The sequence below is a fragment of the Mesorhizobium sp. M1217 genome (assembly GCF_040318275.1).
Taxonomy (GTDB): Bacteria; Pseudomonadota; Alphaproteobacteria; order Rhizobiales; family Rhizobiaceae; genus Mesorhizobium.
The window spans coordinates 440,141-464,133 of record NZ_JAMYMA010000001.1 but is presented as its reverse complement, the minus strand read 5'-3'; the positions used below and the strand labels follow the sequence as shown (position 1 = coordinate 464,133).

Genomic DNA, 23,993 nt, shown 5'->3' with positions numbered 1-23,993 from the left:
CCGTTTTCCCATAAAGGCGCATGCTTCATGACCGCTATCACCAAGACGGACGTACTCATTGTCGGGGCAGGGCCTGTCGGCCTGTTTGCCGTATTCGAGCTCGGCCTCTTCGACATGAAGTGCCATCTGATCGACATACTCGACCGGCCCGGCGGGCAGTGCGCCGAACTCTACCCGGAAAAGCCGATCTACGACATTCCGGGTTGGCCCTCGATCTCGGCGCAAGGTCTGGTCGACAAGCTGCTTGAGCAGATCGCGCCGTTCAAGCCCGAATTCACCTATAACCGCATGGTTTCGAGCCTGGAAAGGCTGGAGGACGGCAGCTTCCGCGTCACTACCGACGAAAACGAGGTGTTCGAAGCCAAAATTGTGGTGATTGCCGCCGGCGGCGGCTCTTTCCAGCCGAAACGGCCGCCGATTCCAGGCATCGAACCCTATGAAGGCAAGAGCGTGTTCTACTCGGTGCGCCGGATGGAGGACTTTCGCGGCCATGACCTCGTCATCGTCGGCGGCGGCGATTCGGCGCTCGACTGGACGCTGAACCTGCAGCCGGTGGCCAAGAGCGTGACGCTGGTGCATCGGCGGCCCGAATTCCGGGCAGCGCCCGACAGCGTCAACAAGATGTATGCCATGCAAGAGATGAAGCAGCTGGAATTCCAAGTCGGACAGGTGACGGGCCTGACCGGCAGCGACGGCCAGCTAGCCTCCGCCACGATCAAGGGGCCGGAGGGCGATGTCGAAGTGCCGTGCACGCGGATGCTGCCATTTTTCGGCCTGACGATGAAGCTCGGCCCAATCGCCGAATGGGGCCTCAATCTCCACGAAAACCTGATCCCGGTCGACACCGAAAAATTCCAGACGTCGGTGCCCGGCATCTTCGCCGTCGGCGACATCAACTGGTACCCCGGCAAGCTGAAGCTGATCCTGTCGGGCTTCCATGAGGTCGCTCTAATGGCACAGGCAGCCAAGCGCATCATCAGCCCCGGCGAGCGCATCGTGTTCCAGTATACGACTTCGTCGACCAGCCTGCAGAAGAAGCTCGGCGTGGTCGACTGAAGCTCGCCGGATTTCACCAGGCCGGTCTACTCCGCCAGGGCTGGGGCCGAAGCCTCGGCATGGCCGCGAAGCGTTTTCTCCGGCATCAGCCAGAGCGTGATGAACGACAGCAGCAAGGTCGCGGCGGCGGCAAGAAAGATCATCACGAACGGCGTGGCTGAGGCGATATGGCCGGCCGTCTGCGTGCCTTCGCTGGCCAGCGGCAGCCCGTAACCAAGGGCGACGGCACCAAGCATGGCGACGCCAAGCGCACTACCCAGCGAGCGGAGGAAGGTGAGAACGCCGGTCGCCACGCCAAGGTGCATGCGATCGACGGCGTTCTGGACCGAGACAGTGGCAACCGGAAAGGTCGTGCCTGTGCCCAGGCCTATGCAGGTCGTCAACACCTCGACAAGCAATAGCGAGGCATGCCCGGCGACCAGGCTGAGCACGCCGAGGCACAGGATCGAGAAAACAGTTCCGACCATGGCAATGCGCTTGTAGTGGAAAAAGCGTGGGATCATTCGCGCGCTGAATGTCGCACCGGCCACCGTGCCGAGCATCAGCCCAAGCAACGCGGTGCCAGATTCGCTGACTGACAGGCCGACGACCGATTGCAGGTAGACCGGCAGATAGACCGACAAGCCGACATTGGCGGCCTGCAGCAGGAACATCGACAACGTGCCGGCGAGAACGATCGGATTGCCGAGCACTTCCAGCGAGATCAGCGGTTCGGCCGCGCGCATCAGCCGCAGCGCGAACGCGCTCCAGAACACCGCTGAGCAGGCGAGCAGTCCAAGGATTTCACGCGACAGCCACGGATACTCGCTGCCGCCCCAGTTCAAGGCAAGCAGCAGCAGCGAGGTGGCCGCGACCAGAAGCAGCGCGCCGAGGCCGTCGATGCGGTGATGTTTTGCAGCGATCGGCAGCTTCTTGAGCGGATTGTTAATGATCGCCATCGCCAGCAGGCCGAGCGGAATGTTGATCCAGAAGATCAGCGACCAATGCAGATGTTCGGCGAAGGTGCCGCCGAGCAGCGGCCCGGCGATGCTGGCGACGGCCCAGGTGCCCGAAATCCAGGCGGCGTAGCGAGCCCGCTCGCGCGGCGGCACGAGGTCGCCGATCACGGTCTGCGTCAGGGCGAACAGCCCGCCGCCGCCGGCGCCCTGGATCGCCCGGCCGACAACCAGGACCAGCATGTTGGGGGCCGTGGCGCTGACCAGCGACCCGGCGAGAAAGATCAGGATTGCCGCATAGACGGTCGGCCGGCGGCCATAGATATCGGAGATCTTGCCGTAGAGCGGCGCCACTGCGGTCGCGGTCAGAAGATAGCCGGTTACGATCCACGGCAGATATTCGGCATGCCCGAGCAGACGTGCCATCGTCGGCATCGCCGGCGCGACGATGGTCTGGTCGAGCGCCGCCAGCAGCATTGACAAAAGCACGCCGCCGATGATGGCGTTTTTCTCGGTTTCGGTCAGCGGCGTGCTGGTTTCCACCATCGCTTGCTTGTCGATAGCCTGGTCCATATCCGTTCATCCATTATGCCTGCGTGCACTTCCGCGACGGGCTGGGAAGCATCTAGTACGCCGATTGGCGTTTGCCGGAGGCTGATCCCTGCGAACCTGGCATATGTCGTTCGCTATAGGCCGATTTCGACAGCGGCTCGAAAGTTTTTCGAAGCTGGCACTATGCTTCGCCAAATTGGCTTTGTTCCAAATTTGGCTTTGTCCGACGCGGAGTTCAGCCGGGAGCGAGCCGTCCATTCTCAATGCGCTCGATGCGATAGTGCAAAAGCCGCAGGATGCGGCTTTGGAAATTGACGCTTTCCACACGATCGAAGCGCATGTGGTCCTGGTCGTGCTTGGCAAGCATGGCCGCTGTAATTTTCGCGGCCTTGGCCTTGGCCAATTCGCAGGTCTTTTCAGGGTAGCTCGCCTTCAAGGCGTCTTCTAGTTCGCGGCCATGGTTCTTGGCAATCTCGACGTGGCGTTCCTCATGGCGCTTGATGTCGGAGGACAAAGTCTCCCAGAACAGCTTGACGCCTGCATCGGCTTTGCGCGGGCGGCGCCACTCGGGAAGGATAACCTTGACCTTGACGGTAACGGCAGCGTCGGCAATCCAGCACGAGCCCGGCTTTTGCGCATAACTGACGCGGGTGGTGAACGCCATCTGGGTGGCGCCGGGATGCCGCGACCCGGTGCTTTTCACCTGAGGCCCGAGTTTCGACAGCTGGGTCCCGATGTCGTCGAGCGTCCTGCCGCCGATCGGGAAATAACTATATGTCTTGACGAGAGTCGTAGCGCCGGCCGGGAATGCGGTCAGAGCGAGCATCAGGGCGCAGAGGAGGGATCGTTTCATCGTGTTGCCTCTTTGCCCACCTTGCTTTACCGCCGTCTCCGGCGCAACGGAATTGATCCCCGGTCATGACGTGGGATCGAACATGGTTGATGGGCAATGATGACAGGGCGATGGCAGCTGGCGCATGGGCGCCATCTTGACCTTGGCGGCAAGGCCATCGTCGTCGGCATCCTCAACGTCACGCCGGACAGTTTTTCCGACGGCGGGCTGTTCGATGCCCCGGAAAAAGCGGTGGACCAGGCGCGCCGTATGGTGGAGGAGGGAGCCTCCGTCATCGACATCGGCGGAGAATCGACGCGTCCCGGTGCCTCTCCGGTTTCTGCAAAGGAAGAGCAGGCCCGCATAGTGCCCATCATCGAGGCGCTCGCGACGTCTGGCGGAACGCTGATCTCGGTCGATACCTATCGCCAGGATACGGCGCGGCTTGCCGTCCAAGCCGGTGCACATATCGTCAACGACGTCTGGGGCCTGCAGCGCGAGCCGGGCATTGCCAGCGTCGCTGCCGAAACCGGCGCCGGCCTTGTCATCATGCACACGGGACGGGACCGGCAGAAACTGCCCGACGTGATTGCCGATCAGCTCTTCTTCCTCAGGAAGTCGCTGGAAATCGCGCAACGGAGCGGTGTTGCCGACGACCACATCGTGCTCGATCCGGGCTTCGGCTTCGCCAAGGAGACAGCCGCGGAAAACCTTGACCTGATGGCACGGTTTTCCGAGCTTCGTGCGCTGGGCTTTCCGCTGATGGCCGGCACATCGCGAAAGCGCTTTATCGGCACCGTCACCGGCCGCGACGCAGCGGCAAGGGGCACCGGAACCGCCGCCACAAGCGTCATCCTGAGGCTCAAAGGCGCGCATCTTTTTCGCGTCCACGATGTCGCAATCAACGTGGATGCGTTGGCTATTGCCGATGCTATGCTGGCACGTGAGATCGGGGAAAGCTGAGCCATGTATGTCATCCGCATGAAGAACTGCGCCTTCTTCGCCCGGCACGGTGTGCTGGACGAAGAGGAGACGCTCGGCCAGCGCTTTTATGTCGATGCGGCGCTCACGGTAGACCCCGGGCGGGCGCTGGTCGACGATTCTATCGAGGACACCGTCAATTACGGCATCGCCTTTGCGGTCATCGAAAAGATCATTACCGGCGAGCGGCGCTTTCTGATCGAAGCGCTGGCGCTCGAAGTGGCGAGGGCGCTGACGGCGCGGTTTCCGCAGATCAAAAAGGCCGAGATCACCGTGCGCAAGCCGAACGCCCCGGTGCCGGGTGTGCTCGATCATGTCGAGGTGACCGTTGTCTGGCCAGAATAGTAACAACAACACCGTCTATCTCAGCCTTGGCGGCAATCTCGGTGATCCGGCGAAGTCGATGGCTGCGGCACTGGGCATTCTGGATGCCGACGAGAGCACGCGCGTCGTTGCCGTTTCGTCGCTCTACCGAACGCCGCCCTGGGGCAAGCTCGATCAGCCGGATTTCCTCAATGCGGCGGCCGAGATCTCGACCGCGCTTGCGCCGCGGGCTTTGCTCGACCTTTGCCTCGACGCCGAGCGAAAACTGAAGCGGGTGCGGGAGGAGCGCTGGGGTCCGCGCCTGATCGACATCGACATTCTGGTGTTCGGTGACCGCATCATCCACGAGACCGGACTGGAGGTGCCGCATCCGCGCATGCTGGAGCGCGCCTTCGTGCTGGCACCGCTGGCAGAAATTGCACCGAAGCTTGTGGTCGACGGCAAGAGCGTGTCGGAGCGACTGGCCGCCGTCGACACGTCGGGTATTGAACGGCTGCCGTCAGGCCGGAAATGGTGGAAGACCTGACGCTGCCGCCATCGGTGGCCGAAAATCAGCCGGAAAACCCACCACCGTCGAGGAACATTTGTTCGTCCGGTGTCGTCTCCCGGCCAAGCATCCTGTTTCGGTGTGGAAAGCGGCCGAAGCGCTGGATGATGTCGCGGTGTTCTACGGCATATTTCAGATAGGACGGGGCTTTGGCGGCGGTAAGCTCCATCGATTTGAGCTGATCGGCGAGATCCTCCGAATGCTCATAGGGCAGATAAAGAAAGACGCGGAGCTCTTCGTCGAGCGCCAAGTCATGGCCGGCAGCGATCGCCTTCCCGGCAAAATGCCGCGCCAGCGGGTCCGTGGCGTACATGTGGCCAGTGCCGCGAAAGCAGTTTCGCGGAAACTGGTCGAGCAGGATCATCAGTGCCAGCGACCCTTCGGCGTGTTCGGACCAGCCGTCGCATTCGCGGCGGGCGGCGGCGAAGTGCAGATCGAGAAACCGGGTGCGGAAGTCGGCATCAAAAGCGTCGTTCTTCTCGAACCATGCGTCCTCCCCGGCGTGGCGCCAGAATCTGGTGACGGAGAGCGCGCGTTCGTCCAGTTCATCCATCATTCGCATCTTCCCAAGGATTAATCGGCCGGCTCGGATTTCTGCAGCACGCCGGCGGTTTCCTCATTGAGCGCCTGACCCGCGCGGCGTGGTGTGCTGAGCGGCGTCGGGATGGGGGTGCCAATATTGCCTTTGAGGAAGCGCCGTCCGGCGCGGATGCCTTCGGCCTGTTGAAGCTCGAAACGGGCAGCGTCGCGGCGGCGGACGTCCTCGACTACCTCGGCGACCTCTTCCGGGTCGACGCCGAGGGCTTCCAGCGTCGAGCCGCCGAAGACAAGCGCCGATTCGAACGTCTCGCGGAGCTGATAGTCAACGCCGGCACGAATGAGCTGCAACGCGGTGCCGCGGTCGAACGCCCGTGCCAGCACTGTCAGCAAGGGAAACTCCGTCTTGATCAGTTCCGCGATGCGCACGGCGGCATCGGGCTTGTCAACGCAGATCAGCACGGCGCGTGCCCGCCCGGCTCCCGCGGCTCGCAGGATGTCCAGCCGCGTGCCGTCGCCGTAATAGACCTTGAAGCCGAAATCGGCCGCTGCTTGGATCATTTCGACCTCGTTGTCGATGATCGACACGTCGATGCCGCGCAACAAAAGCGGCTGGCTGGCGATCTGGCCGAACCGGCCAAAGCCTATGATCAGCACGCTGCCGGTCAGGCCGTTGGCGACATCGACGCCTTCAAGCGACTGCTCGTCGCGCGGCGTCAGATACCGCAGTGCAATGATCGCCAACGGCGTCAGCACCATGGAAATGATGACAATGGCGGTCAGCATCGCATTGGCTTGGCCGTCGATAATGCCCACCGCAGCCGCCGCGGAATAGAGGACGAAGGCGAATTCGCCGCCTTGCGCCATGAAGACGGCGCGCTCGAGCGCTTCCCGATGGTCGGTTTTGAGGACGCGGGCAACGATATAGATGCCGATCGCCTTCATCACCATGTAGGCGACGACATAGATGGCAATGAGCTGCCAGTTGACGACGACGACATGCAGGTCGAGCGACATGCCGACGGCGAGGAAGAACAGCCCGAGCAGAATGCCGCGGAACGGTTCGATGTCGGCCTCCAGCTGGTGGCGGAAGGTCGATTCCGACAAAAGCACGCCGGCCAGGAAGGCGCCCATGGCCATCGACAGGCCGGAAAGCTGCATGGCGAGCGCTGACCCGAGAACGACCAGAAGGGCAGCTGCGGTCATCACCTCACGGGCGCGCGCATCCGCCAGGATACGGAAGAACGGATTGAGCAGATAGCGCCCGGCAACTACCAGCCCGACGATCGCGGCAAGGCCGATGCCGACCTCCGTCAACCTATCCGACAGGCTCATATCGGCGCCGCCCGGCGCGAGGAAGGCGATCAGCGCCAGCAGCGGCACGATGGCCAGATCTTCCAAAAGCAGGACCGAGACGATGCGCTGGCCCTTGGGCGTTGCCAGATCGCCGCGTTCTTCCAGCAATTGCATGACGATTGCCGTCGAGGTGAGTACGAAACCGGCGCCAGCGACGAAGGATTGCGCGATCGGGAAACCTCCCGCCAGGCCGACGCCGGTCAGCAGAACCGCGCAGACGCCGACCTGCAGCGCACCAAGCCCGAAAATCTCGCGGCGCAGGCCCCATAGGCGTGACGGCTGCATCTCCAGCCCGATGATGAACAGGAACATGACGACGCCGAGTTCGGCGACATGAAGAATGGCTTCCGATTCGGAAAAGACGCGCAGCCCGAATGGGCCGATCACGACGCCGGCCGCCAAATAGCCGAGGATGGAGCCAAGTCCCATGCGCCTGAAGATCGGCACCGCAACGACGCCGGCGGCAAGCAGCGCCACCACCTGGATCAGATCGCTGTTCGATGCCTCTGCCGCCATGCCTGCCCTTCCGCTCTCCTGGGAGTCAAGCGGCCAAGATAGGGGCTTCGGAGCGGATCGAACAGTGTGAATCCGGCGCATTGTGCAGGCGATATTGCAGGCGCACTGCACAGGATAATGGCCTTCCAGGCGTTGCTTGTTTTCGCTATCCGGCGCTAAGGACGCCCGGCTTCGGCCAGTGGAGGGTGAGCGACGATCAAGTCACGGCCCTTTTTGAGGAGATGACTGACATGAAGAAGTTTTTGCTGGTTGCCGTTGGCATCGCGGCACTTGCCGGCTCTGCCTGTTCGAAGGCGCCGGAGTGCACGACCGAGATGCTGACCAAGAAGGCTCAGGACATGACTGCGGCACTTCAGGCTGCTATCACCAAGGATCCGGCCAAGGCAGCCGACCTCACAGCCAAGGTCCAGGCGGTCACAACCAAGTATCAGGGCGGCACGACAGCAGCCGAGGCCTGCAAGGCCTATGACGAGTTGATTGCAGCGATCAAGGGCTGAGCACCCATCTGCATGTCAAGGACGGCGGCGGCGTTTGGTTGCCGCCTTTTCACGCCGAAAGCTCAGTTCGGAGTTATGGAGCCGACCTCGACTGCATCGATCCGCTTCAACTTCATACCGATGACCGGGACCAGCTGCTGGTCGACCCGCACGGCAACGGTCACCGTCATCGAATTGTCGTCGGGGACAAGCGCCTGCATCACGCCGCGCAACTGATTACGATTAATGGTGAAAACCACCTTGTGCGCATCGACGACATTGCCGCCGATAATGTCGAGGCCGGAGCCGGCGGCCCCGCCCATGAAGCTGCCCTTGTAGCCCTGCCGGCCCATGTGTTCGATCGTTGCCGACATCTGCTGGGTGAACATACCGACCCGGCAGCCGCCGTCGAGCGACATGCCGACCTTGCCGTCAGGCGTCGAGCCAATGAAGCTGCAGGTGAATTTCGTGCCCTTGTATTTGCCGGCAACGATTTCTCCGGGGCCGACCCATTTGCCCTCGACCGATCGAAAGAACTGCTTGTCCGGTTCCGCCGCCGAAGCCTTTCCGGCAATGCCGATGGTTGCGACAAGGGCGAGCGCCACGTGCAGCACGTTGGACAAAATAACGCTTTTCATCGACGACACCCGGCAACAAAGAGACTGGTTTGGACGCTTCCGACCATGAACAAGATTGGTTAATGCTTTGTCACCCCAAGGCGGTAGTCACGTCTCGGAAGCGGATGTTTCTTTTTCTTTCTTTGCCGCAAAGGAGGTCAGCGCGGAAAGGAAATCGCCCAATCCTGGACGCCTGACGGCGTTAAAGGGCAGGGGCCTTGCCGTTTCCATCGCTGCAATGCCGATGCGCGCCGTCATCATGCCGTTGACGACGCCTTCGCCGAGCTTGGCCGAGAGCCGAGCCGCAAGGCCATGGCCGACGATCTGCTGGACGAAACTGTCGCCGACGGCGATCGACCCAGTGACCGCGAGATGGGCGAGAACGCTGCGCGCCAGGCGAAAAAAGCCTAGCGTGCCGGGGCGGCCGCCATAGAGCTCCGACAGACGGCGAATCAGCCGGCCGGCTTCGAACACGACATAAGCGACGTCGACCAGCGCGCGCGGACTGACCGCGGTCACCAGGGACACGCGCTTCGCCGCTTCGAGGATCATCATCTTGGCGCGGGCATCGAGCGGGCCGAGGATCTCGGTCTCGGCCAGCCGCACCAGATTGCCGCCATCGATGATCTCGCCGCGCAATTCGGCCAGCGAGCGCCTGCCGGCCGCGGTTTCGGGCTTGGCCGCGACAAATGCCGACAACTCGTCGACCACGGCGCGGGCGGCCTTCGGATCATCGCGGGCAATCGCATCGAGCGCCCGCTTCTGCAACTTTTCGACCTCGGCGAGGCGAGCAATCGCCACGAATTCGCGGATAAGGATGACCACAAGCGCCAGGATGGCGATCAATGCCATTCCGGCCGCCAGCCAGCCCAGCCACTCGGCGCGCTCGAACAGGTCGCGAATCAGCTGGTCGGTCCAGAGGCCAAGGGCGAGCGAAACCAGAACGCCCAGCGCGCCGAAGAACAGGCAGCCAAGCAGCGAACGTTTTCGCGGCGCAATCGCCGGCGGCGGTTCGGCAGCGACGACATCAGGCTCGTCGAAGACGTCGATCTCCGCCGGTGTGACCACGGCAAGATCCGCCTTCACGTTACGCGGCTTTCGCGCCGGCGCGGCCTCGGCCCCGGAATGGCGAGCCGTCGGATCTACCTTCGGCTGGGGCTCCGGCTCGATGCGAAAGGCCGCCGGTCTGCGGGGCGCGCTCATGCGAGATGATCTCCGATCAGGAACTGCACCGCGCGGTCGAGCCTGATATGCGGCAGCGACAGCGTCACGCCCTCGGCCGTGCGCTCGAGTTTCGGCGGGCGAAAGCGCACGAAGCGGATCGCCGGGTCGTCATCGTTCTGCTGGTGCTTCGATTCGAAACCATCGAACACCGCATCAACTTTCTCCGGCAAATCACCGGGAAATATGGCTGTTTCGGTCTTTCCGTCAAAGGTTTCGCCATTGATTTTTTCGCCACGCAGTGGCGTGCCGATAATGACCGGCAAAGTCTCACGGCCCTGCTTGACCGTGCCTTCCCGAGTCGCGCGCATGGCCGCCATGGCGACGACGTCGACGTCGGCACCAGTGAAATTCGCCCGCGCCACGGCGCGGTCGGCAAGCCGCCGCACGATCGCCTGCAGCCGGTCGTGGCTTTCGTGGTGCAGATGGTCGGCCTTGGTCGCGGCCACCAATATGCGGTCGATGCGTCTTGAAAACAGGTCGGTCAGGAAGTTGCCCCGGCCGGGCCGGAAACAGGACAGGATTTCGGTGACCGCGCGTTCCAGATCGGCCATCGCACCGGGGCCGGCGTTCAATGCCTGTAAGGCGTCGATGAGCACGATCTGCCGGTCGAGGCGCGTGATGTGTTCGCGAAAGAACGGTTTGACGACATACGTCTTGTAAGCCTCGTAGCGCCGCTCCATCATCGCCTGCAGCGATCCGTAGCGGGCGCGCCCGAGGCCGAGTTTCGGCAGCGGCGCAAAGGTCAGCGCCGGCGATCCTTCAAGATCGCCGGGCATCAGGAAGCGGCCGGGCGGTAGGGTCGAAAGCGCCCGCTCGTCAAGCTTGCAGGCCTTGAGGTAGGCGGCGAAGCTCTCGGCGAGACGGCGCGCCGTCATCTCGTCGGCGTCGGCGTTGGGGTCGACGGAGGCAGAGAGCGCCTGCCATTCCCGCGAAAGATCGACACGCACCGGCAACACGGCCATCTCGAAGGCCTCACGCGAAAAATCGGCGTAGGACTTGCCGAGCAGCGGCAGGTCGAGCAGCCATTCGCCGGGATAATCGACGACGTCGACGGACAATTTGCCGGCGGAAAACATGCGGCTCCAACCGGAGGCCGATTCGTATTCGATGGTGAGCCTCAGTTCGGAAATCGCACGCGTCGAGTCCGGCCAGACACGGTCGTCGACAAGAGCCGCGATGTGATCCTCGTACTGGAAGCGTGGTACGGCGTCGTCCGGCTGCTCTTCGAGAAAGGCCCTGGCGATGCGCCCCGATTTTTGTGCCTCAAACAGCGGCAAGCGTCCGCCATGGACCAGATTGTGCACAAGGGCCGAGATGAACACCGTCTTGCCGGCGCGGGACAGCCCGGTCACGCCAAGACGCAGCGACGGAGCGAAAAGCCCGGCAGCGCGGCCTGACAACGTATCCAAGGCGATCTTCGCCTCGTCGGTGAAAGTCGTCAGCGATGATGCCAAAATCTGTTCTCGCGGGGCCGGTCAGCCACCGATATAGGCTTTGAGGCGCGGCTTTGAAATGGCCTCAGATATCGGCAGGCGTCAGGAAGGCTTCGAGATAGCCGGCGCCAGGCGCAGCCTCCGCAAGACTGCCGTTGAACCGGACCACCGCAAGTGCGGAGGTCGGGAAGCCGTGGTTCAGCATGGCCCGCGCGGTCTCGTTGCCGTCGCCTGAGAGCGCCATGGCGAGATCCTCAATCATCGGATTGTGGCCAATGACGAGCAGGGCGTCCAGCCCGCCATTCTGCCGGACGGCAGCGAGGTACGCGGCGGCATCGTCGTTGTAGAGCGCGTCAAAGAACAGCACCCGGCCCGTGTCCGTATGGCCAGCTAAGCTTTCCAGCGTCTGGCGGGCACGCCTGGCGCTTGAGCACAGGGTGAGGCCCGGTACGTATTTGCGAGAACGCATCAGCACGCCCATCGCTTCGGCATCGGCGAAGCCAGATGTATCGAGCGGGCGGTCGAAGTCGGCGACGCCGGGCAGCGCCCAGCCGGCCTTCGCATGCCTCAGCAGGTAAAGTCTGGTCACCGGATCCCCGTTGTGCCGGGCACCGAACCCGTCAATACGCCGCAGGATTTGCCATCAGAAGAGCTCCGTGCGCAATGGCAAGCGTCCTTCAAGCATAGCGAATCATGTATGAATTCGGTCGTATTCTTCGCAAAAAGGGCATCGCGGATGCCGTTTGTCCGGGACTAACAATTGCGTGAAACAGTCGTCGATTGACCTTGTGCAGTTTTCGGTCCGCGAATATATAGGCGCCAAATTTGGGGTTTGTTGGGTGAGTCGAATGAACGACATCGTTACCGCCGATTACGTACCCTCCGAAGACGAGCCGTTCATGAACGAGCGGCAGAAATCCTACTTTCGCCTGAAGCTCGTCACCTGGAAGAACGACATCTTGCGCGAAGCGCGCGAAACCCTCGAAATCCTGCAGCAGGAAAACGCCAACCATCCCGATCTCGCCGATCGGGCTTCCTCAGAAACCGACCGCGCCATCGAACTTCGCGCCCGCGATCGCCAGCGAAAACTCATCTCGAAGATCGATTCCGCCCTCCAGCGCCTTGACGAGGGCACCTACGGCTATTGCGAGGAGACAGGCGAGCCGATCGCGCTGAAGCGGCTCGACGCGCGCCCGATCGCGACCTTGTCGATCGAGGCACAGGAGCGCCATGAGCGGCGCGAGAAGGTGTACCGCGACGACTGAGTCGGCGGGAAAAACAGAGCGGCATCGGTAAAGCGTTCAAAATGGCCGGTTTTCCGGCCATTTTCATTGGCCGTTCGCTATCAGCCTATCTTTTCTGATTGGACAACTCGCCGAGGAGCTTCGTCATCTCGTCGTCGAGAGAGGGCGATGCCTTCGCCACTGGCTTGCTCGGCGTTTGGCTGAAGCGTGGCTCGTCGAGGGAAACCTCCAGCTCCTTCATCAGCGCATCGTCGATCGACTCGTGCTGTGCCGGCGGCTCGTATCTTGCCGGGGAGTCCTGTCTTGCCGGCGGCGGCGCATGCCGTGAAGCATTGGCGTTGACGGATCCATAATTTGGCAACGGTGTGACGTTCGATGCCGGTTTCGGCGCCGGTGCCGGCATTGTCGCCGTCTGGCGGGCTCGGACAGGGGTTGCGGCTACGCTTGCCGCCTGCGGCGGCGCTTGCCTCACCGGCGCGGCTGTGGTCTGAGCCGATCTTGCTGCCGGCTGGTGGCTGTTATCTCCGGTCAATGCCGGGCGGCGCAGCGCCGAGAGCCTGATGTCGCGCTCGACGACGACGTCGGTCGGACCACCGATCAAGAGCAGGTGCTCGATATCGTCGCGGCGCACCAGCACCAGCCGCCGGTGACTGTCGACCGCTGTGGCATCCATGACCGCCAGCCGCGTCTTGCGGTTCCTGCCGCCGGCGACGAATGTTCCGAAGGTCAGGCTGCGGACCAGCCTGATGATGAGAAGAATGATAAGCAGAAGGACAAGTACTGCAAACGTCCACAGGATTGCCGCGGCATAACCAGGACCCGCCACGCCATCCAGCCATTGCAGCATTGGTTCCCCCAAAATCAGCTTTCGAAGAGAGGCGACACTAGACTGTTGCGGCAGGCCACCGCAAGTTGCCTTTCACGCTTCGTGAACAGCTTGAAACACCAGAAGCGGAACGGCGTCTTTTTAGCGGACATTTGCCGCCGGGCCTTTTCCCGACCCTGAGAATATGATTCAACCGACACCGGAATTCACGAGCAGGGGGAACATGGCCAAGGAAGCGCGCGGCGATTTCTATCCGGTACCTATCGTCGACCAGAACACGCGACCGGGAGCGGTCACCCGGCTCATCGTTTTCATCGTCGTCCTGACGGGGGCAGCGATCGTCTTCGGCCTTTTCCGCGAGCGACTTGGCGACCCATTCCTGCTCGGCATGCTTGGCGTCTTGGCGATGATCGGCGTCGGCTTTCTGTTCGCCACTGCGATCGGCTTCGTGCACGTCACGCCGCGCTCGACAAGTGACGAACTGTCGAAAGCTTTCGTCGATTCGATGTCGCAAGGCCTCCTGGTCACCGACACCAAAGGCCGTATCATCTACGCCAACCGGACCTATGCCGACATGACGGGCGCCGAATCGGCCGCCGACCTCAAGACGGTCGAAGGTTTGCTTTCAGACGTTCCCGAGGCCTCAGTGACCATATACCGGCTGGCGTCAGGCCTGCGCGACGGCCAGGCGGGCGACGGCGAGTTTCGGCTCGCGCAGTCCATTCGGCCAGGCGCCGAACCGGGCGCGCGCTGGTACCGCGTCCGGGCCCGCGCGTTCAGCGTTCCAGGCCAGCGGCTGCCCATGCTTGCTTGGCAGCTTGCTGATATCTCGCGGGAACGGGCCGAGCAGGAGCGGTTCTTTCTCGACCTGCAAAAGGCCATCGATCACCTCGACCACGCGCCGGCCGGTTTCTTTTCGGCCGACCAGGAAGGCCGCGTCACCTATATCAACGCGACCCTTGCGGAGTGGCTGGGCATCGACCTGGCCAGCTTCACCCCCGGCGCCATCACGCTGCCGGAGATCGTCGCCGGAGACGGCATGGCGCTGGTCCGTTCGGTCAAGGCCGACGCGGGTACCACGCGCAATGCCGTTATCGATCTCGATCTGACGACGATGACCGGTGAGGCGCTGCCGGTGCGCTTCATGCATCGTGTTTCGGCCAGCCGAGAGGGGCTCAACGGCCCGACTCGCACCATCGTGCTCAACCGGACGCAAGGCGAGGACGCTTCGGCCGACCTTCGCGCCTCGGAAATACGCTTCACGCGGTTCTTCAACTCGACGCCGATGGCGATAGCCGGCGTCGACCACGCCGGCCGCATCCTGCGCACTAATGCGCCGTTCCTGTCGCTGTTTTCCTCGGTCGTCGACCGCGACGCGGTCGATCGGCGTGTGCGGCTGGATACGGTGATCCACGAGCGCGACCGGCCGGTTTTCGCCGCGGCGTTCGAAAAGGCACGCCAGCAACAGGCTGATATCGAGCCGATCGATACGGTGCTGCCCGGCAATGAGGAGCGCCACATACGCTTCTACGTCAATGCGGTCGCAGACGGCACCGGCGGCGAGGGCGCCGAGGAATCGGCCATCGTCTATGCCGTCGAGACCACCGAGCAAAAGGCCCTCGAGGGCCAGATGGCGCAAAGCCAGAAGATGCAGGCGGTCGGCCAGCTCGCCGGCGGCATCGCGCATGATTTCAACAATGTGCTGACCGCCATCATCATGGCTTCGGACCTGCTTTTGACCAACCACCGGCCGTCCGATCCGTCGTTCCCGGATATCATGAACATCAAGCAGAATGCCAACCGGGCGGCCTCGCTGGTGCGGCAGTTGCTGGCCTTCTCGCGCAAGCAGACGCTGCGACCGGAGGTGCTCAACCTGACCGACGTGCTCGCCGACCTAAGGATGCTGCTTGCCCGTCTGGTCGGCAACGATATCAAGCTCAAGATCGACCATGGCCGCGACCTGTGGCCGGTCAGGGTCGATATCGGACAGTTCGAGCAAGTGGTGGTCAATCTGGCGGTCAATGCGCGCGATGCGATGCCGGCCGGCGGCGACCTCACCGTACGCACCCGCAACGTCAGCGCCGGGGAATGCAAGACCTTTTCCTATCGCGAACTTACTCCGGCCGACTATGTGCTGGTCGAGGTCGAGGACAGCGGCAGCGGTATCGCGCCTGATGTCCTGAAAAAGATCTTTGAGCCTTTCTTCACGACAAAGGAGGTTGGCAAGGGAACGGGCCTCGGCCTGTCCATGGTCTATGGCATCATCAAGCAGACAGGCGGCTTCATCTTCTGCGATTCCGAAGTCGGCAAGGGATCCGTGTTCCGCATCTTCCTGCCGCGGCACATTGCGGAGGCAAGGAAGGCGGGCGAGGCTGGAGAAGTGCCGGCCGCACCTGCCAAGATCGCCGACTCAGCCAAGGATCTGTCGGGCTCGGCCACGGTGCTGCTGGTCGAGGACGAGGACGCCGTGCGCATGGGCGGCATGCGTGCACTGAAGTCGCGCGGCTACACCGTCCACGAGGCGTCGTCGGGCGTCGAGGCGCTTGAAGTCTACGAAGCGCTCGGCGGCAAGGTCGACATCGTGGTCTCGGACGTGGTGATGCCGGAAATGGACGGCCCGACGCTGCTTGGCGAATTGCGCAAGCGGCAGCCCGACATCAAGTTCATCTTCGTGTCCGGATATGCGGAAGACGCATTCGCCAAGAACTTGCCGGCCGACGCACATTTCGGCTTTTTGCCCAAGCCGTTTTCGCTCAAGCAATTGGCCACGATCGTCAAGGACATGCTGGAATCCTGACCCTTCCAATGCTCCGCTTGCGCAATGCCGTGAGACTGCCATGATTGCAGGCGGGCGACGGGTTTTGGAAAGCATGCCGTGACGCCACACAACGAGGCCAGCAAGGGCGACTACGCAAGCACGGTGCTGCTGCCGGGCGATCCGCAGCGCGCAGAATGGATGGCGCAGACTTTTCTGGAGGCGCCGCGCTGCGTCAACCGCCGCCGCGGCGCGCTTGGTTTTACCGGCCTGTTTCGCGGCAAGCCTATCAGCATCCAGTCCACCGGCATCGGCGTCCCGTCATTCCTGGTCTACGTGCACGAGCTGCTGGATTTCTATGGTGCGAAAACACTGATCCGCACCGGCACCTGCGGCGGGCTGACCGCCGAGCTGGCGCTGCGCAGTCTGGTGATCGCGCAATCGGTGCGCGGTGAAAGCTCAGAAAGCGTTCAGAGTTTCGGGCTCTATCGTGCCAACGCCAGCCCCGATCCGGCATTGTTGGCCCAGGCGTTGACCCGGGCCGCCGAACTCGGCATCGACCAGCGGGCCGGCCTGACCATCTGCAGCGATATTTTTTATCATCCGCAGGGGCGTGAGCGCTTTGCCGAAGCGCAGGCACAGGGCGCGCTCGCCGTGGACATGGAAACCAGCGCGCTCTACCGCATCGCGGCCGATTTTGGTGCCCGGGCACTGTCGATCCTGACCGTCGTCGACAACGTGGCAACCGGCGAGCAGACCGACTATGCCGAACGCCAGGGGCTTTTCACCAATATGACCCGGCTGGCGCTCGACGTGGCGGCGGAGAGCTAGCGGCTTTCTGCCTTCCGGTGCTAATTCTCACGAGGTTGCGCATATTTTTTTCAACGTTTGGTGCAGGTCGAGGCGGTAAAGGCACCGTCCGGCTGCTTCATGATGATGTCGAAGGAGGGGGTGGTTCCGCTTTCCAGCGTCGCTTGCGTAAGCGAGATCGAGTTGCCGCCGGCGGTGTAGCCGCCGAGCGGACCCAGCCAGGTGATCACGCCGTCTGCATCCATCTGATAATTATAACTCTGCGTCGCGGTGCCGAAGCTCACCGGACCGCTATAGACGTTTCCCTTGATGGTGATGTCGCCGAGGCTGAGGAACATGCCAAGCAGATAGACTTCGCAATGATAGGGGCCGTCCGGCAGCTTGCCGTCGCTGAAGCCAGCGCGCGCTACGGTCGTCGTCGCCAGCAGAAGCATGGTGATGAAAATGCAAGACGTTCGGAAGGCCATGGCGTCGCTCGTTTAAGGGTTCGAACTTGCCCCATTTCGCTGCGGCGCTGCAATCCTCGCCAGCGTTCAAATGATGCTGCTCAAAATTCGGGCATTGGCCTGTATATGAGTAAAACTTAGGCTGATACGGGTGATCTTTTCTCATTTCGAACCTGGCAGGCGAGGTTTATCTCCTGCGGCTAATGCATTAACCGACTGACAGAGCTGGGAAATCTCAGATCCTCCGATTTTGCTCCGGTGATTGGCACAGCCGTTGCATGGTCTGTTCCGATGCAGTTAACCAGCTTGGGAGTTTAAAAGTATGAGGGGCAGTTTCTCGACAATAAGAAAAATGTTTTCGGCCGGCGTGGTCACCGCCAGCCTGCTGATGAGCATTCCCGCCAAGGCGGCCGACGACACCATCAAGGTCGGCATCCTCCATTCGCTGTCGGGAACCATGGCGATCTCGGAGACGACGCTGAAGGACGCCATGCTGATGCTCATCGAAGAGCAGAATGCCAAGGGTGGCCTGCTCGGCAAGAAGCTCGAGGCGGTGGTCGTCGATCCGGCTTCCAACTGGCCGCTGTTCGCAGAAAAAGCGCGGGAGCTGATCTCGAAGGACAAGGTCGCGGCGGTGTTCGGCTGCTGGACCTCGGTGTCGCGCAAATCGGTGCTGCCGGTGTTCAGCGAGCTCGACAACATCCTGTTCTACCCGGTCCAATATGAGGGCGAGGAGAGCGAGCGCAACGTGTTCTACACCGGTGCGGCGCCGAACCAGCAAGCCATTCCCGCGGTCGACTATCTGATGAGCGAGGATGGCGGCTCGGTGAAGCGCTGGGTGCTCGAAGGCACCGACTATGTCTATCCGCGCACCACCAACAAAATTCTTGAAGCCTATCTGAAGGCGAAGGGCGTTGCTGCCGAAGACATCATGGTCAACTATACGCCGTTCGGCTTCTCCGACTGGCAGACCGAAGTCTCGGCAATCAAGAAGTTCGGCTCGGCCGGCAAGAAGACCGCTGTCGTCTCGACCGTCAACGGCGACGCCAACGTGCCGTTCTACAAGGAACTCGGCAATCAGGGCATCAAGGCCGAGGATATTCCGGTCATGGCCTTCTCGGTTGGTGAGGAAGAACTTGCCGGTCTCGACACCGCGCCGCTGGTCGGCCATCTCGCCGCCTGGAATTATTTCGAGAGCGTCGACACGCCCGAGAACGAGAAGTTCATCGCCGATTGGCACAAATTCATCAAGAACGACAAGCGCACCACCAATGACCCAATGGAAGCCCACTATATCGGCTTCAACATGTGGGTGAAGGCGGTCGAGAAGGCCGGCACCACCGATCCGGACAAGGTCATCGACGCCATGGTCGGCGTCTCGGTGCCGAATCTGACCGGCGGTTATTCGACCATGATGCCGAACCATCATATCACCAAGCCGGTGCTGATCGGCGAAATCCAAGCCGACGGCCAGTTCGAAACCGTCTCGCAGACGCCGGGCCTGGTGATGGGCGACGAGTGGTCCGACTACCTGCCTGATTCCAAGGACCTGATCTCCGATTGGCGCGCGCCTCTATCCTGCGGCAACTTCAACGTTGCCACCGGCAAATGCGGCGGCAAGGGAACCAACTAATCCTCCCGGTCTGTCCTGCCAGACCGCAAAGCCTCCGGGCGGGCTCCTTCTCCAGCCTGCCCGGAGGCGGCATTCAACCTCCAAGAGCCACCAGAAACCGATGATCCTGATCCGCGCGATTGGCCTGATGCTGCTGCTCCTCCTGGGGGCGCTGCTGCCGTCGAACGCCAGCGAAGCAGATCTGCGCGCGGTCATCGCCAAATTCGCCTACGCCGCCAATTTTCCGGCGATCGAAGCCGTCGTGCGCGAGCTTGCGGCTTCCGGCGATCCGGCCGTCGAACGGCCGCTTGCGGCGCTTGCGGAGGGCAGCCTTTACGTCCGCAAGGCCGATTCACTGGTCTTTGTCGGCAAGGAGAGCGGCGACGGCATTGAGCTGCTCGATGCGCTCACCGGCGAAAAATCGGGCGAAGCTGCCAAGGCCGACATCACCAAGATCAAGGTCAACAACACGCTGCGCCGCGTCATCCGCGACGCGCTGGGCACACTGACGCTTGGCTCCAAGGACCCGGCCGTGCGCCTTGCCGCCGCCGACACCATGTTCAAGACGGCGGACGCGGCAAACATCGAGCCGCTCGACACCGCCATCGCCAATGAGAGCGTAGCAAGCGTCAAGGCGCTGCTCGAACAGGCCCGCGCCGCGTCGGTTCTCGTTTCCGACAGGCCGGAGGCCGACAAACTGGCGGCGATCGCGCTCATCGGTGTGCGCGGCGATCGCGATGCGGTGTCGCTGCTCACGTCGGTCGCGGCCAATTCCGAAGGTGCGGTGAAGGACGCGGCGGCGGCGGCGATCGCCAATATCAATTCGACGCTGGCGCTGTGGGATGCCGGCCAGAATATCTGGTACGGCATATCGCTCGGATCGGTGCTGCTGCTGGCGGCGATTGGCCTCGCCATCACCTTCGGCGTCATGGGCGTCATCAACATGGCGCATGGCGAGATGGTCATGCTCGGTGCCTACACGACCTTCGTCGTGCAGGAGGTGATCCGCAATTCCTTTCCCGGCCTGTTCGACTGGTCGCTGGTCATCGCCTTGCCGCTGGCCTTCCTTGTGGCGGCGCTCGTCGGCCTTGTCATCGAGCGCGGGCTGATCCGCTTCCTCTACGGCCGGCCGCTGGAGACGCTGCTGGCGACATGGGGTGTGTCGCTGATCCTGCAGCAGGCCGTACGCACCATCTTCGGGCCGACCAACCAGGAGGTAGGCAACCCGTCATGGATGTCCGGCTCGTTCAATATCGGCCAGCTTGCCGTGACATGGAACCGGCTCTGGATCCTGGTATTCGCGCTCGGCGTGTTCGCGGTGCTGCTCTACGTGATGAAGCGCACGCCTTGGGGGCTGCAGATGCGTGCCGTCACCGCCAACCGCCGCATGGCCGCCTCGATGGGCATCAGGACGCCGTGGGTCGACGCCCTGACGTTTGCACTCGGCTCCGGCATTGCCGGCATAGCCGGTGTCGCGCTCAGCCAGATCGACAACGTCTCGCCCAATCTCGGTCGCGGCTACATCATCGACAGCTTCATGGTGGTCGTCTTCGGCGGTGTCGGCAATCTCTGGGGCACGCTGGTCGGCGCCTTCTCGCTCGGCATCGTCAACAAGTTCCTCGAACCTTATGCCGGAGCGGTGCTCGGCAAGATCGTCGTCCTGGTGCTGATCATCCTGTTCATCCAGAAACGCCCGCGCGGCTTGTTTGCGCTCAAGGGCAGGTCGGTGGAAGCATGATCACGGGACGTTTCTTTGCCGCCGGCGCCGATCGTCGCGTCGCCATCACCATCTTCGTCCTGCTGGCGGCCGCCATCGTCGTGCCGCTGCTCAACCTTGCGGTCTCGCCGACAAGTTCCTTCTACGTGCCGTCTTATATCGTGGCGCTCACCGGCAAATATCTCTGCTACGCACTGCTCGCCTTGGCGCTCGATCTCGTCTGGGGCTATTGCGGCATCCTCTCGCTCGGCCACGGCGCCTTCTTCGCGCTCGGCGGCTATGCGATGGGCATGTACCTGATGCGCCAGATCGGCTCGCGAGGCGTCTACGGCAATCCGCTGCTGCCCGACTTCATGGTGTTCCTGAACTACAAGGAATTGCCGTGGTTCTGGTATGGCTTCGACCATTTCTGGTTCGCGGCGGTCATGGTGCTTGCGGTGCCCGGCCTGCTCGCCTTCGTCTTCGGCTGGTTTGCCTTCCGCAGCCGCGTCACCGGCGTCTATCTGTCGATCATCACCCAGGCGATGACCTATGCGCTGCTGCTCGCCTTTTTCCGCAACGACATGGGTTTCGGCGGCAATAACGGCCTGACCGATTTCAAGGACATTCTAGGCTTCAACGTGCAGGCCGACATGACACGCTCGGCGCTGTTCGCGGCCAGCGCCGTCATGCTCGCGTTTGCCGTCTTCGTCACCTGGGCAATCGTCGGTTCCAAATACGGCAAGCTTTTGATGGCGGTGCGCGACGCCGAAAGCCGCACGCGCTTTCTCGGCTGGCGGGCGGAGAACGTCAAACTGTTCGCCTTCACCGTGTCGGCGGTGATGGCCGGCATCGCCGGTGCGCTTTACGTGCCGCAGGTCGGCATCATCAACCCTGGCGAGTTCGAGCCGTCCAATTCGATCGAGGTGGTGGTGTGGGCGGCCGTCGGCGGGCGCGGCACCATCGTCGGACCGATCATTGGCGCGCTTCTGGTCAATGCCGGTAAATCCTGGTTCACCGGCGTGCTGCCGGAGTTCTGGCTGTTTGCGCTGGGCGGCCTGTTTGTCGCCGTCACGCTGTTCCTGCCCAAGGGCATCATCGGCATGTGGGATTCCTGGCGCGGCAATGCCAAGGCGCTGCGGGCAGCCTCGATTGCCGAGGAAGCCGGCACCGATCCTGACACGCCGGTGCCGCCGAAAACCGATCGCTCGGCGGCGAGAAGGCCGGGCGACTGGTCGGCCTCCGGTGCCGAACCGCAGCCGGCGGAGTGATGGCCTGATGTCGAAGAGCAACACCATCCTCTATCTCGACGGCGTGTCGGTTTCGTTCGATGGTTTTCGCGCCATCAACAACCTGTCGCTGGTGCTCGACAAGGGCGAGATGCGGGCGATCATCGGCCCCAACGGCGCCGGCAAGACGACGATGATGGACATCGTCACCGGCAAGACGCGGCCCAACGCGGGCGAGGTCTTCTTCGACGGTGAGGTCGACCTGACTAAACACGACGAGGCCGAAATCGCCATGATGGGCATCGGCCGTAAATTCCAGAAGCCGACCGTCTTCGAAAGCCACACGATCGAGGACAATCTGATGCTGGCGCTGAAAGGCCCGCGCTCGATCTTCCCGGCACTGTTCCATCGTCGCTCGGCCGCGGAAGCGCGGCAGATCGACGACATTCTCGGCATCATCCGGCTTGGCGACAAGCGCGACGAACTCGCCGCCAATTTGAGCCATGGCCAAAAACAATGGCTCGAGATCGGCATGCTTTTGGCGCAGGATCCGAAGCTGCTGCTGGTCGACGAACCGGTTGCCGGCATGACAGACGCCGAGACTGAGGAAACCGCGCGGCTGCTTAGAGACATCGCGCGCGACCATTCGGTCATCGTCGTCGAGCACGACATGCATTTCGTGCGCGAGCTCGGCGTCAAGGTTACCTGCCTGCACGAAGGCTCGGTACTTTCCGAGGGCTCGCTCGACTTCGTTTCGGCCGACGAGCGCGTCGTCGAAGTCTACTTGGGGAGATGAGCATGGTCTGGCGCGTTCCGTTCCATCATTTCGACCTTTCGTTTTTCAGGCGTTGGAGAAAGCGCTGACCATGCTCGAAGTCTCCAATGCCACGCTGCATTACGGCGCCGCCCAGGCGCTGCGCGGCGTCTCGCTAAAGGCCGGCGCCGGCAAGATCACCTGTGTGCTCGGCCGCAACGGCGTCGGCAAAACCAGTTTGATGAGATCGATCGTCGGCCATCACCGGCTGACGAGCGGAAGTGTTGCCTTCGAGGGGAAGGCGCTCGACCGGAGCGCGGCGTATGATCGCGCCCGGTCGGGCATCGCATTCGTGCCGCAGGGCAGGGAGATCTTTCCACTGCTTACGGTGCGGGAAAACCTCGAATCGGGATTCGCGCCGCTGAAGCGCGCCGACCGCAACATTCCCGGTCACGTCTTCGAGCTGTTTCCGGTGCTGAAGCAGATGCTCGCGCGCCGCGGCGGCGATCTGTCCGGCGGCCAGCAGCAGCAGCTTGCCATCGGCAGGGCACTGGTGATGCGGCCGAAACTGCTGGTGCTCGACGAGCCGACCGAAGGCATCCAGCCGTCGATCATCAAGGATATCGGCCGCGCCATCCGCTATCTGCGCGACCAAGCCGGCATTGCCGTGCTTTTGGTCGAACAATATCTCGATTTCTGCCGGGAATTGGCCGACGAGGTCAATATCATGGACCGCGGCCAGATCGTCCATACCGGCCCCGCCGAGGATCTCGACCGGGCGGACGTGCGGAAATTCCTGACCGTCTGAATTCTTATTGATTCTATTACTTTGCAACTCTGGCGCGCCGAAGATTGCGTGCTAGATTTTGCTTGGCCTTGGTGAGTCGGCCGCTTTCCGTACCAGTTCCAAATTGGCAGATCAGGGGAAGGCGCGGACCGCTTGCGCGCAAGCCGCTCCCTCCAGCGATCTGTTGTCGTCCAACATTTCGGGTGCTTGGGAGCCAGGGCCAGACGATGGAGCGCTATGTCGAGGACTACCAGAAACGACGGCTCACGGAGCGTGTCGACATCATAACCGCCATCAACATTCTGAAATCGCAGGGATATGAACACGACGAACTTATCGCGGAGATCACCAAGGTCTTCTATGTCGATCTCGATGCTTTCAACGAGATCGTCAGGGTTGATCGGCGTCCGGACGAGCGCGCCGCATAGGCGGTAATCTAGGAGCCGGC

The 23,993-nt window shown here is 62.4% G+C and carries 24 protein-coding genes; 14 read left to right on the top strand and 10 right to left on the bottom strand.

Annotation, left to right across the window (positions count from 1 at the left end):
- The first annotated feature begins 27 nt into the window (after positions 1-27).
- Positions 28-1,056, top strand: a complete 1,029-nt coding sequence (locus tag NKH37_RS02385; protein WP_023717829.1) for an NAD(P)/FAD-dependent oxidoreductase — start codon at positions 28-30, stop codon at positions 1,054-1,056.
- A 26-nt stretch (positions 1,057-1,082) separates the two neighbouring features.
- Here the strand turns inward: NKH37_RS02385 and NKH37_RS02380 are convergent, their stop codons facing one another.
- Positions 1,083-2,564 (bottom strand): MDR family MFS transporter, encoded by a 1,482-nt coding sequence (locus NKH37_RS02380; RefSeq protein WP_023717828.1) that lies wholly within the window; start codon positions 2,562-2,564, stop codon positions 1,083-1,085.
- A 214-nt stretch (positions 2,565-2,778) separates the two neighbouring features.
- Positions 2,779-3,396, bottom strand: coding sequence for a DUF922 domain-containing Zn-dependent protease (locus NKH37_RS02375; protein ID WP_353004202.1), 618 nt, complete (start codon positions 3,394-3,396; stop codon positions 2,779-2,781).
- 96 nt (positions 3,397-3,492) lie between these two features.
- Here NKH37_RS02375 and folP point away from each other — a divergent pair, with 96 nt between their 5' ends.
- From folP to folK, 3 genes are read left to right on the top strand one after another with little or no spacing between them, the layout of a single operon-like run.
- The gene (gene folP, locus NKH37_RS02370) at positions 3,493-4,338 is read left to right on the top strand and encodes a dihydropteroate synthase (protein WP_353004204.1); all 846 of its coding nucleotides are present in this window, start codon (positions 3,493-3,495) and stop codon (positions 4,336-4,338) included.
- Between the two features lie 3 nt (positions 4,339-4,341).
- Positions 4,342-4,701, top strand: a complete 360-nt coding sequence (gene folB, locus NKH37_RS02365) for a dihydroneopterin aldolase (RefSeq protein WP_023717825.1) — start codon at positions 4,342-4,344, stop codon at positions 4,699-4,701.
- On the top strand, positions 4,685-5,206 hold the full coding sequence (folK, locus tag NKH37_RS02360) for a 2-amino-4-hydroxy-6-hydroxymethyldihydropteridine diphosphokinase (protein WP_023717824.1): 522 nt from the start codon (positions 4,685-4,687) through the stop codon (positions 5,204-5,206). The genes folB and folK overlap by 17 nt, the downstream gene beginning before the upstream one ends.
- A 25-nt stretch (positions 5,207-5,231) precedes the next feature.
- Here folK and NKH37_RS02355 read toward each other — a convergent pair whose 3' ends face one another.
- Both NKH37_RS02355 and NKH37_RS02350 read right to left on the bottom strand, forming a co-directional pair.
- Positions 5,232-5,780 (bottom strand): DUF924 family protein, encoded by a 549-nt coding sequence (locus NKH37_RS02355; RefSeq protein ID WP_031193615.1) that lies wholly within the window; start codon positions 5,778-5,780, stop codon positions 5,232-5,234.
- A gap of 20 nt (positions 5,781-5,800) precedes the next feature.
- Positions 5,801-7,636 (bottom strand): monovalent cation:proton antiporter-2 (CPA2) family protein, encoded by a 1,836-nt coding sequence (locus NKH37_RS02350; protein WP_353004206.1) that lies wholly within the window; start codon positions 7,634-7,636, stop codon positions 5,801-5,803.
- A gap of 230 nt (positions 7,637-7,866) precedes the next feature.
- Here NKH37_RS02350 and NKH37_RS02345 point away from each other — a divergent pair, with 230 nt between their 5' ends.
- A complete protein-coding gene (locus NKH37_RS02345; protein WP_023717821.1) occupies positions 7,867-8,133 on the top strand; it encodes a hypothetical protein in 267 nt (88 codons plus the stop codon).
- A gap of 62 nt (positions 8,134-8,195) precedes the next feature.
- Here NKH37_RS02345 and NKH37_RS02340 read toward each other — a convergent pair whose 3' ends face one another.
- The 4 genes from NKH37_RS02340 to NKH37_RS02325 all read right to left on the bottom strand — a co-directional run bounded on the left by NKH37_RS02340 (position 8,196) and on the right by NKH37_RS02325 (position 11,975).
- The gene (locus NKH37_RS02340; protein WP_023717820.1) at positions 8,196-8,750 is read right to left on the bottom strand and encodes a hypothetical protein; all 555 of its coding nucleotides are present in this window, start codon (positions 8,748-8,750) and stop codon (positions 8,196-8,198) included.
- Positions 8,751-8,837: 87 nt separating this feature from the next.
- Entirely contained in the window at positions 8,838-9,932 is a 1,095-nt protein-coding gene (locus NKH37_RS02335; protein WP_023717819.1) for a YcjF family protein, read from the bottom strand.
- Positions 9,929-11,407 (bottom strand): YcjX family GTP-binding protein, encoded by a 1,479-nt coding sequence (locus NKH37_RS02330; protein WP_352844138.1) that lies wholly within the window; start codon positions 11,405-11,407, stop codon positions 9,929-9,931. Before NKH37_RS02330 ends, NKH37_RS02335 begins: the two co-directional genes overlap by 4 nt.
- Positions 11,408-11,471: 64 nt before the next feature.
- Entirely contained in the window at positions 11,472-11,975 is a 504-nt protein-coding gene (locus tag NKH37_RS02325; RefSeq protein ID WP_352844136.1) for a SixA phosphatase family protein, read from the bottom strand.
- A gap of 259 nt (positions 11,976-12,234) precedes the next feature.
- Here NKH37_RS02325 and dksA point away from each other — a divergent pair, with 259 nt between their 5' ends.
- Positions 12,235-12,651, top strand: coding sequence for an RNA polymerase-binding protein DksA (dksA, locus tag NKH37_RS02320; protein ID WP_023717816.1), 417 nt, complete (start codon positions 12,235-12,237; stop codon positions 12,649-12,651).
- A gap of 85 nt (positions 12,652-12,736) precedes the next feature.
- On the opposite strand, the gene NKH37_RS02315 is transcribed toward dksA, so the two are convergent.
- On the bottom strand, positions 12,737-13,477 hold the full coding sequence (locus tag NKH37_RS02315) for a hypothetical protein (RefSeq protein ID WP_353004208.1): 741 nt from the start codon (positions 13,475-13,477) through the stop codon (positions 12,737-12,739).
- 202 nt (positions 13,478-13,679) lie between these two features.
- On the opposite strand from NKH37_RS02315, the gene cckA reads away from it, so the two are divergent.
- Entirely contained in the window at positions 13,680-16,253 is a 2,574-nt protein-coding gene (gene cckA / locus NKH37_RS02310; RefSeq protein WP_353004210.1) for a cell cycle histidine kinase CckA, read from the top strand.
- A 78-nt stretch (positions 16,254-16,331) separates the two neighbouring features.
- A complete protein-coding gene (locus tag NKH37_RS02305) occupies positions 16,332-17,042 on the top strand; it encodes a purine-nucleoside phosphorylase (protein WP_023717814.1) in 711 nt (236 codons plus the stop codon).
- Between the two features lie 50 nt (positions 17,043-17,092).
- Here NKH37_RS02305 and NKH37_RS02300 read toward each other — a convergent pair whose 3' ends face one another.
- A complete protein-coding gene (locus tag NKH37_RS02300; protein WP_353004212.1) occupies positions 17,093-17,488 on the bottom strand; it encodes a hypothetical protein in 396 nt (131 codons plus the stop codon).
- Between the two features lie 301 nt (positions 17,489-17,789).
- Between NKH37_RS02300 and urtA the strand changes: the two genes are divergently transcribed.
- The 6 genes from urtA to NKH37_RS02270 all read left to right on the top strand — a co-directional run bounded on the left by urtA (position 17,790) and on the right by NKH37_RS02270 (position 23,973).
- The gene (urtA, locus tag NKH37_RS02295) at positions 17,790-19,100 is read left to right on the top strand and encodes an urea ABC transporter substrate-binding protein (RefSeq protein WP_353004213.1); all 1,311 of its coding nucleotides are present in this window, start codon (positions 17,790-17,792) and stop codon (positions 19,098-19,100) included.
- A 100-nt stretch (positions 19,101-19,200) separates the two neighbouring features.
- Positions 19,201-20,817: an urea ABC transporter permease subunit UrtB gene (gene urtB, locus NKH37_RS02290; RefSeq protein WP_353004214.1), complete on the top strand. Its 1,617-nt coding sequence runs from the start codon at positions 19,201-19,203 to the stop codon at positions 20,815-20,817.
- Entirely contained in the window at positions 20,814-22,046 is a 1,233-nt protein-coding gene (gene urtC / locus NKH37_RS02285; RefSeq protein WP_352494574.1) for an urea ABC transporter permease subunit UrtC, read from the top strand. Before urtB ends, urtC begins: the two co-directional genes overlap by 4 nt.
- A 7-nt stretch (positions 22,047-22,053) precedes the next feature.
- The gene (gene urtD, locus NKH37_RS02280) at positions 22,054-22,800 is read left to right on the top strand and encodes an urea ABC transporter ATP-binding protein UrtD (RefSeq protein ID WP_353004216.1); all 747 of its coding nucleotides are present in this window, start codon (positions 22,054-22,056) and stop codon (positions 22,798-22,800) included.
- A gap of 70 nt (positions 22,801-22,870) precedes the next feature.
- On the top strand, positions 22,871-23,566 hold the full coding sequence (gene urtE, locus NKH37_RS02275; protein WP_126041867.1) for an urea ABC transporter ATP-binding subunit UrtE: 696 nt from the start codon (positions 22,871-22,873) through the stop codon (positions 23,564-23,566).
- A 206-nt stretch (positions 23,567-23,772) separates the two neighbouring features.
- Positions 23,773-23,973 carry a hypothetical protein gene (locus tag NKH37_RS02270; protein ID WP_023717807.1) on the top strand — a complete coding sequence of 67 codons (201 nt, stop codon included), beginning with the start codon at positions 23,773-23,775 and terminating at the stop codon, positions 23,971-23,973.
- Positions 23,974-23,993 lie beyond the last annotated feature (20 nt).

Bases quoted from the DNA above. Each gene is read 5' to 3' on its own strand.
- NKH37_RS02385 (WP_023717829.1), top strand. From the start codon at position 28: ATGACCGCTATCACCAAGACGGACGTACTCATTGTCGGGGCAGGGCCT.
- NKH37_RS02380 (WP_023717828.1), bottom strand. From the start codon at position 2,564: ATGGACCAGGCTATCGACAAGCAAGCGATGGTGGAAACCAGCACGCCG.
- NKH37_RS02375 (WP_353004202.1), bottom strand. From the start codon at position 3,396: ATGAAACGATCCCTCCTCTGCGCCCTGATGCTCGCTCTGACCGCATTC.
- folP (WP_353004204.1), top strand. From the start codon at position 3,493: ATGATGACAGGGCGATGGCAGCTGGCGCATGGGCGCCATCTTGACCTT.
- folB (WP_023717825.1), top strand. From the start codon at position 4,342: ATGTATGTCATCCGCATGAAGAACTGCGCCTTCTTCGCCCGGCACGGT.
- NKH37_RS02355 (WP_031193615.1), bottom strand. From the start codon at position 5,780: ATGGATGAACTGGACGAACGCGCGCTCTCCGTCACCAGATTCTGGCGC.
- NKH37_RS02350 (WP_353004206.1), bottom strand. From the start codon at position 7,636: ATGGCGGCAGAGGCATCGAACAGCGATCTGATCCAGGTGGTGGCGCTG.
- NKH37_RS02345 (WP_023717821.1), top strand. From the start codon at position 7,867: ATGAAGAAGTTTTTGCTGGTTGCCGTTGGCATCGCGGCACTTGCCGGC.
- NKH37_RS02340 (WP_023717820.1), bottom strand. From the start codon at position 8,750: ATGAAAAGCGTTATTTTGTCCAACGTGCTGCACGTGGCGCTCGCCCTT.
- NKH37_RS02335 (WP_023717819.1), bottom strand. From the start codon at position 9,932: ATGAGCGCGCCCCGCAGACCGGCGGCCTTTCGCATCGAGCCGGAGCCC.
- dksA (WP_023717816.1), top strand. From the start codon at position 12,235: ATGAACGACATCGTTACCGCCGATTACGTACCCTCCGAAGACGAGCCG.
- NKH37_RS02315 (WP_353004208.1), bottom strand. From the start codon at position 13,477: ATGCTGCAATGGCTGGATGGCGTGGCGGGTCCTGGTTATGCCGCGGCA.
- cckA (WP_353004210.1), top strand. From the start codon at position 13,680: ATGGCCAAGGAAGCGCGCGGCGATTTCTATCCGGTACCTATCGTCGAC.
- NKH37_RS02300 (WP_353004212.1), bottom strand. From the start codon at position 17,488: ATGGCCTTCCGAACGTCTTGCATTTTCATCACCATGCTTCTGCTGGCG.
- urtA (WP_353004213.1), top strand. From the start codon at position 17,790: ATGAGGGGCAGTTTCTCGACAATAAGAAAAATGTTTTCGGCCGGCGTG.
- urtB (WP_353004214.1), top strand. From the start codon at position 19,201: ATGATCCTGATCCGCGCGATTGGCCTGATGCTGCTGCTCCTCCTGGGG.
- urtC (WP_352494574.1), top strand. From the start codon at position 20,814: ATGATCACGGGACGTTTCTTTGCCGCCGGCGCCGATCGTCGCGTCGCC.
- urtD (WP_353004216.1), top strand. From the start codon at position 22,054: ATGTCGAAGAGCAACACCATCCTCTATCTCGACGGCGTGTCGGTTTCG.
- urtE (WP_126041867.1), top strand. From the start codon at position 22,871: ATGCTCGAAGTCTCCAATGCCACGCTGCATTACGGCGCCGCCCAGGCG.
- NKH37_RS02270 (WP_023717807.1), top strand. From the start codon at position 23,773: ATGGAGCGCTATGTCGAGGACTACCAGAAACGACGGCTCACGGAGCGT.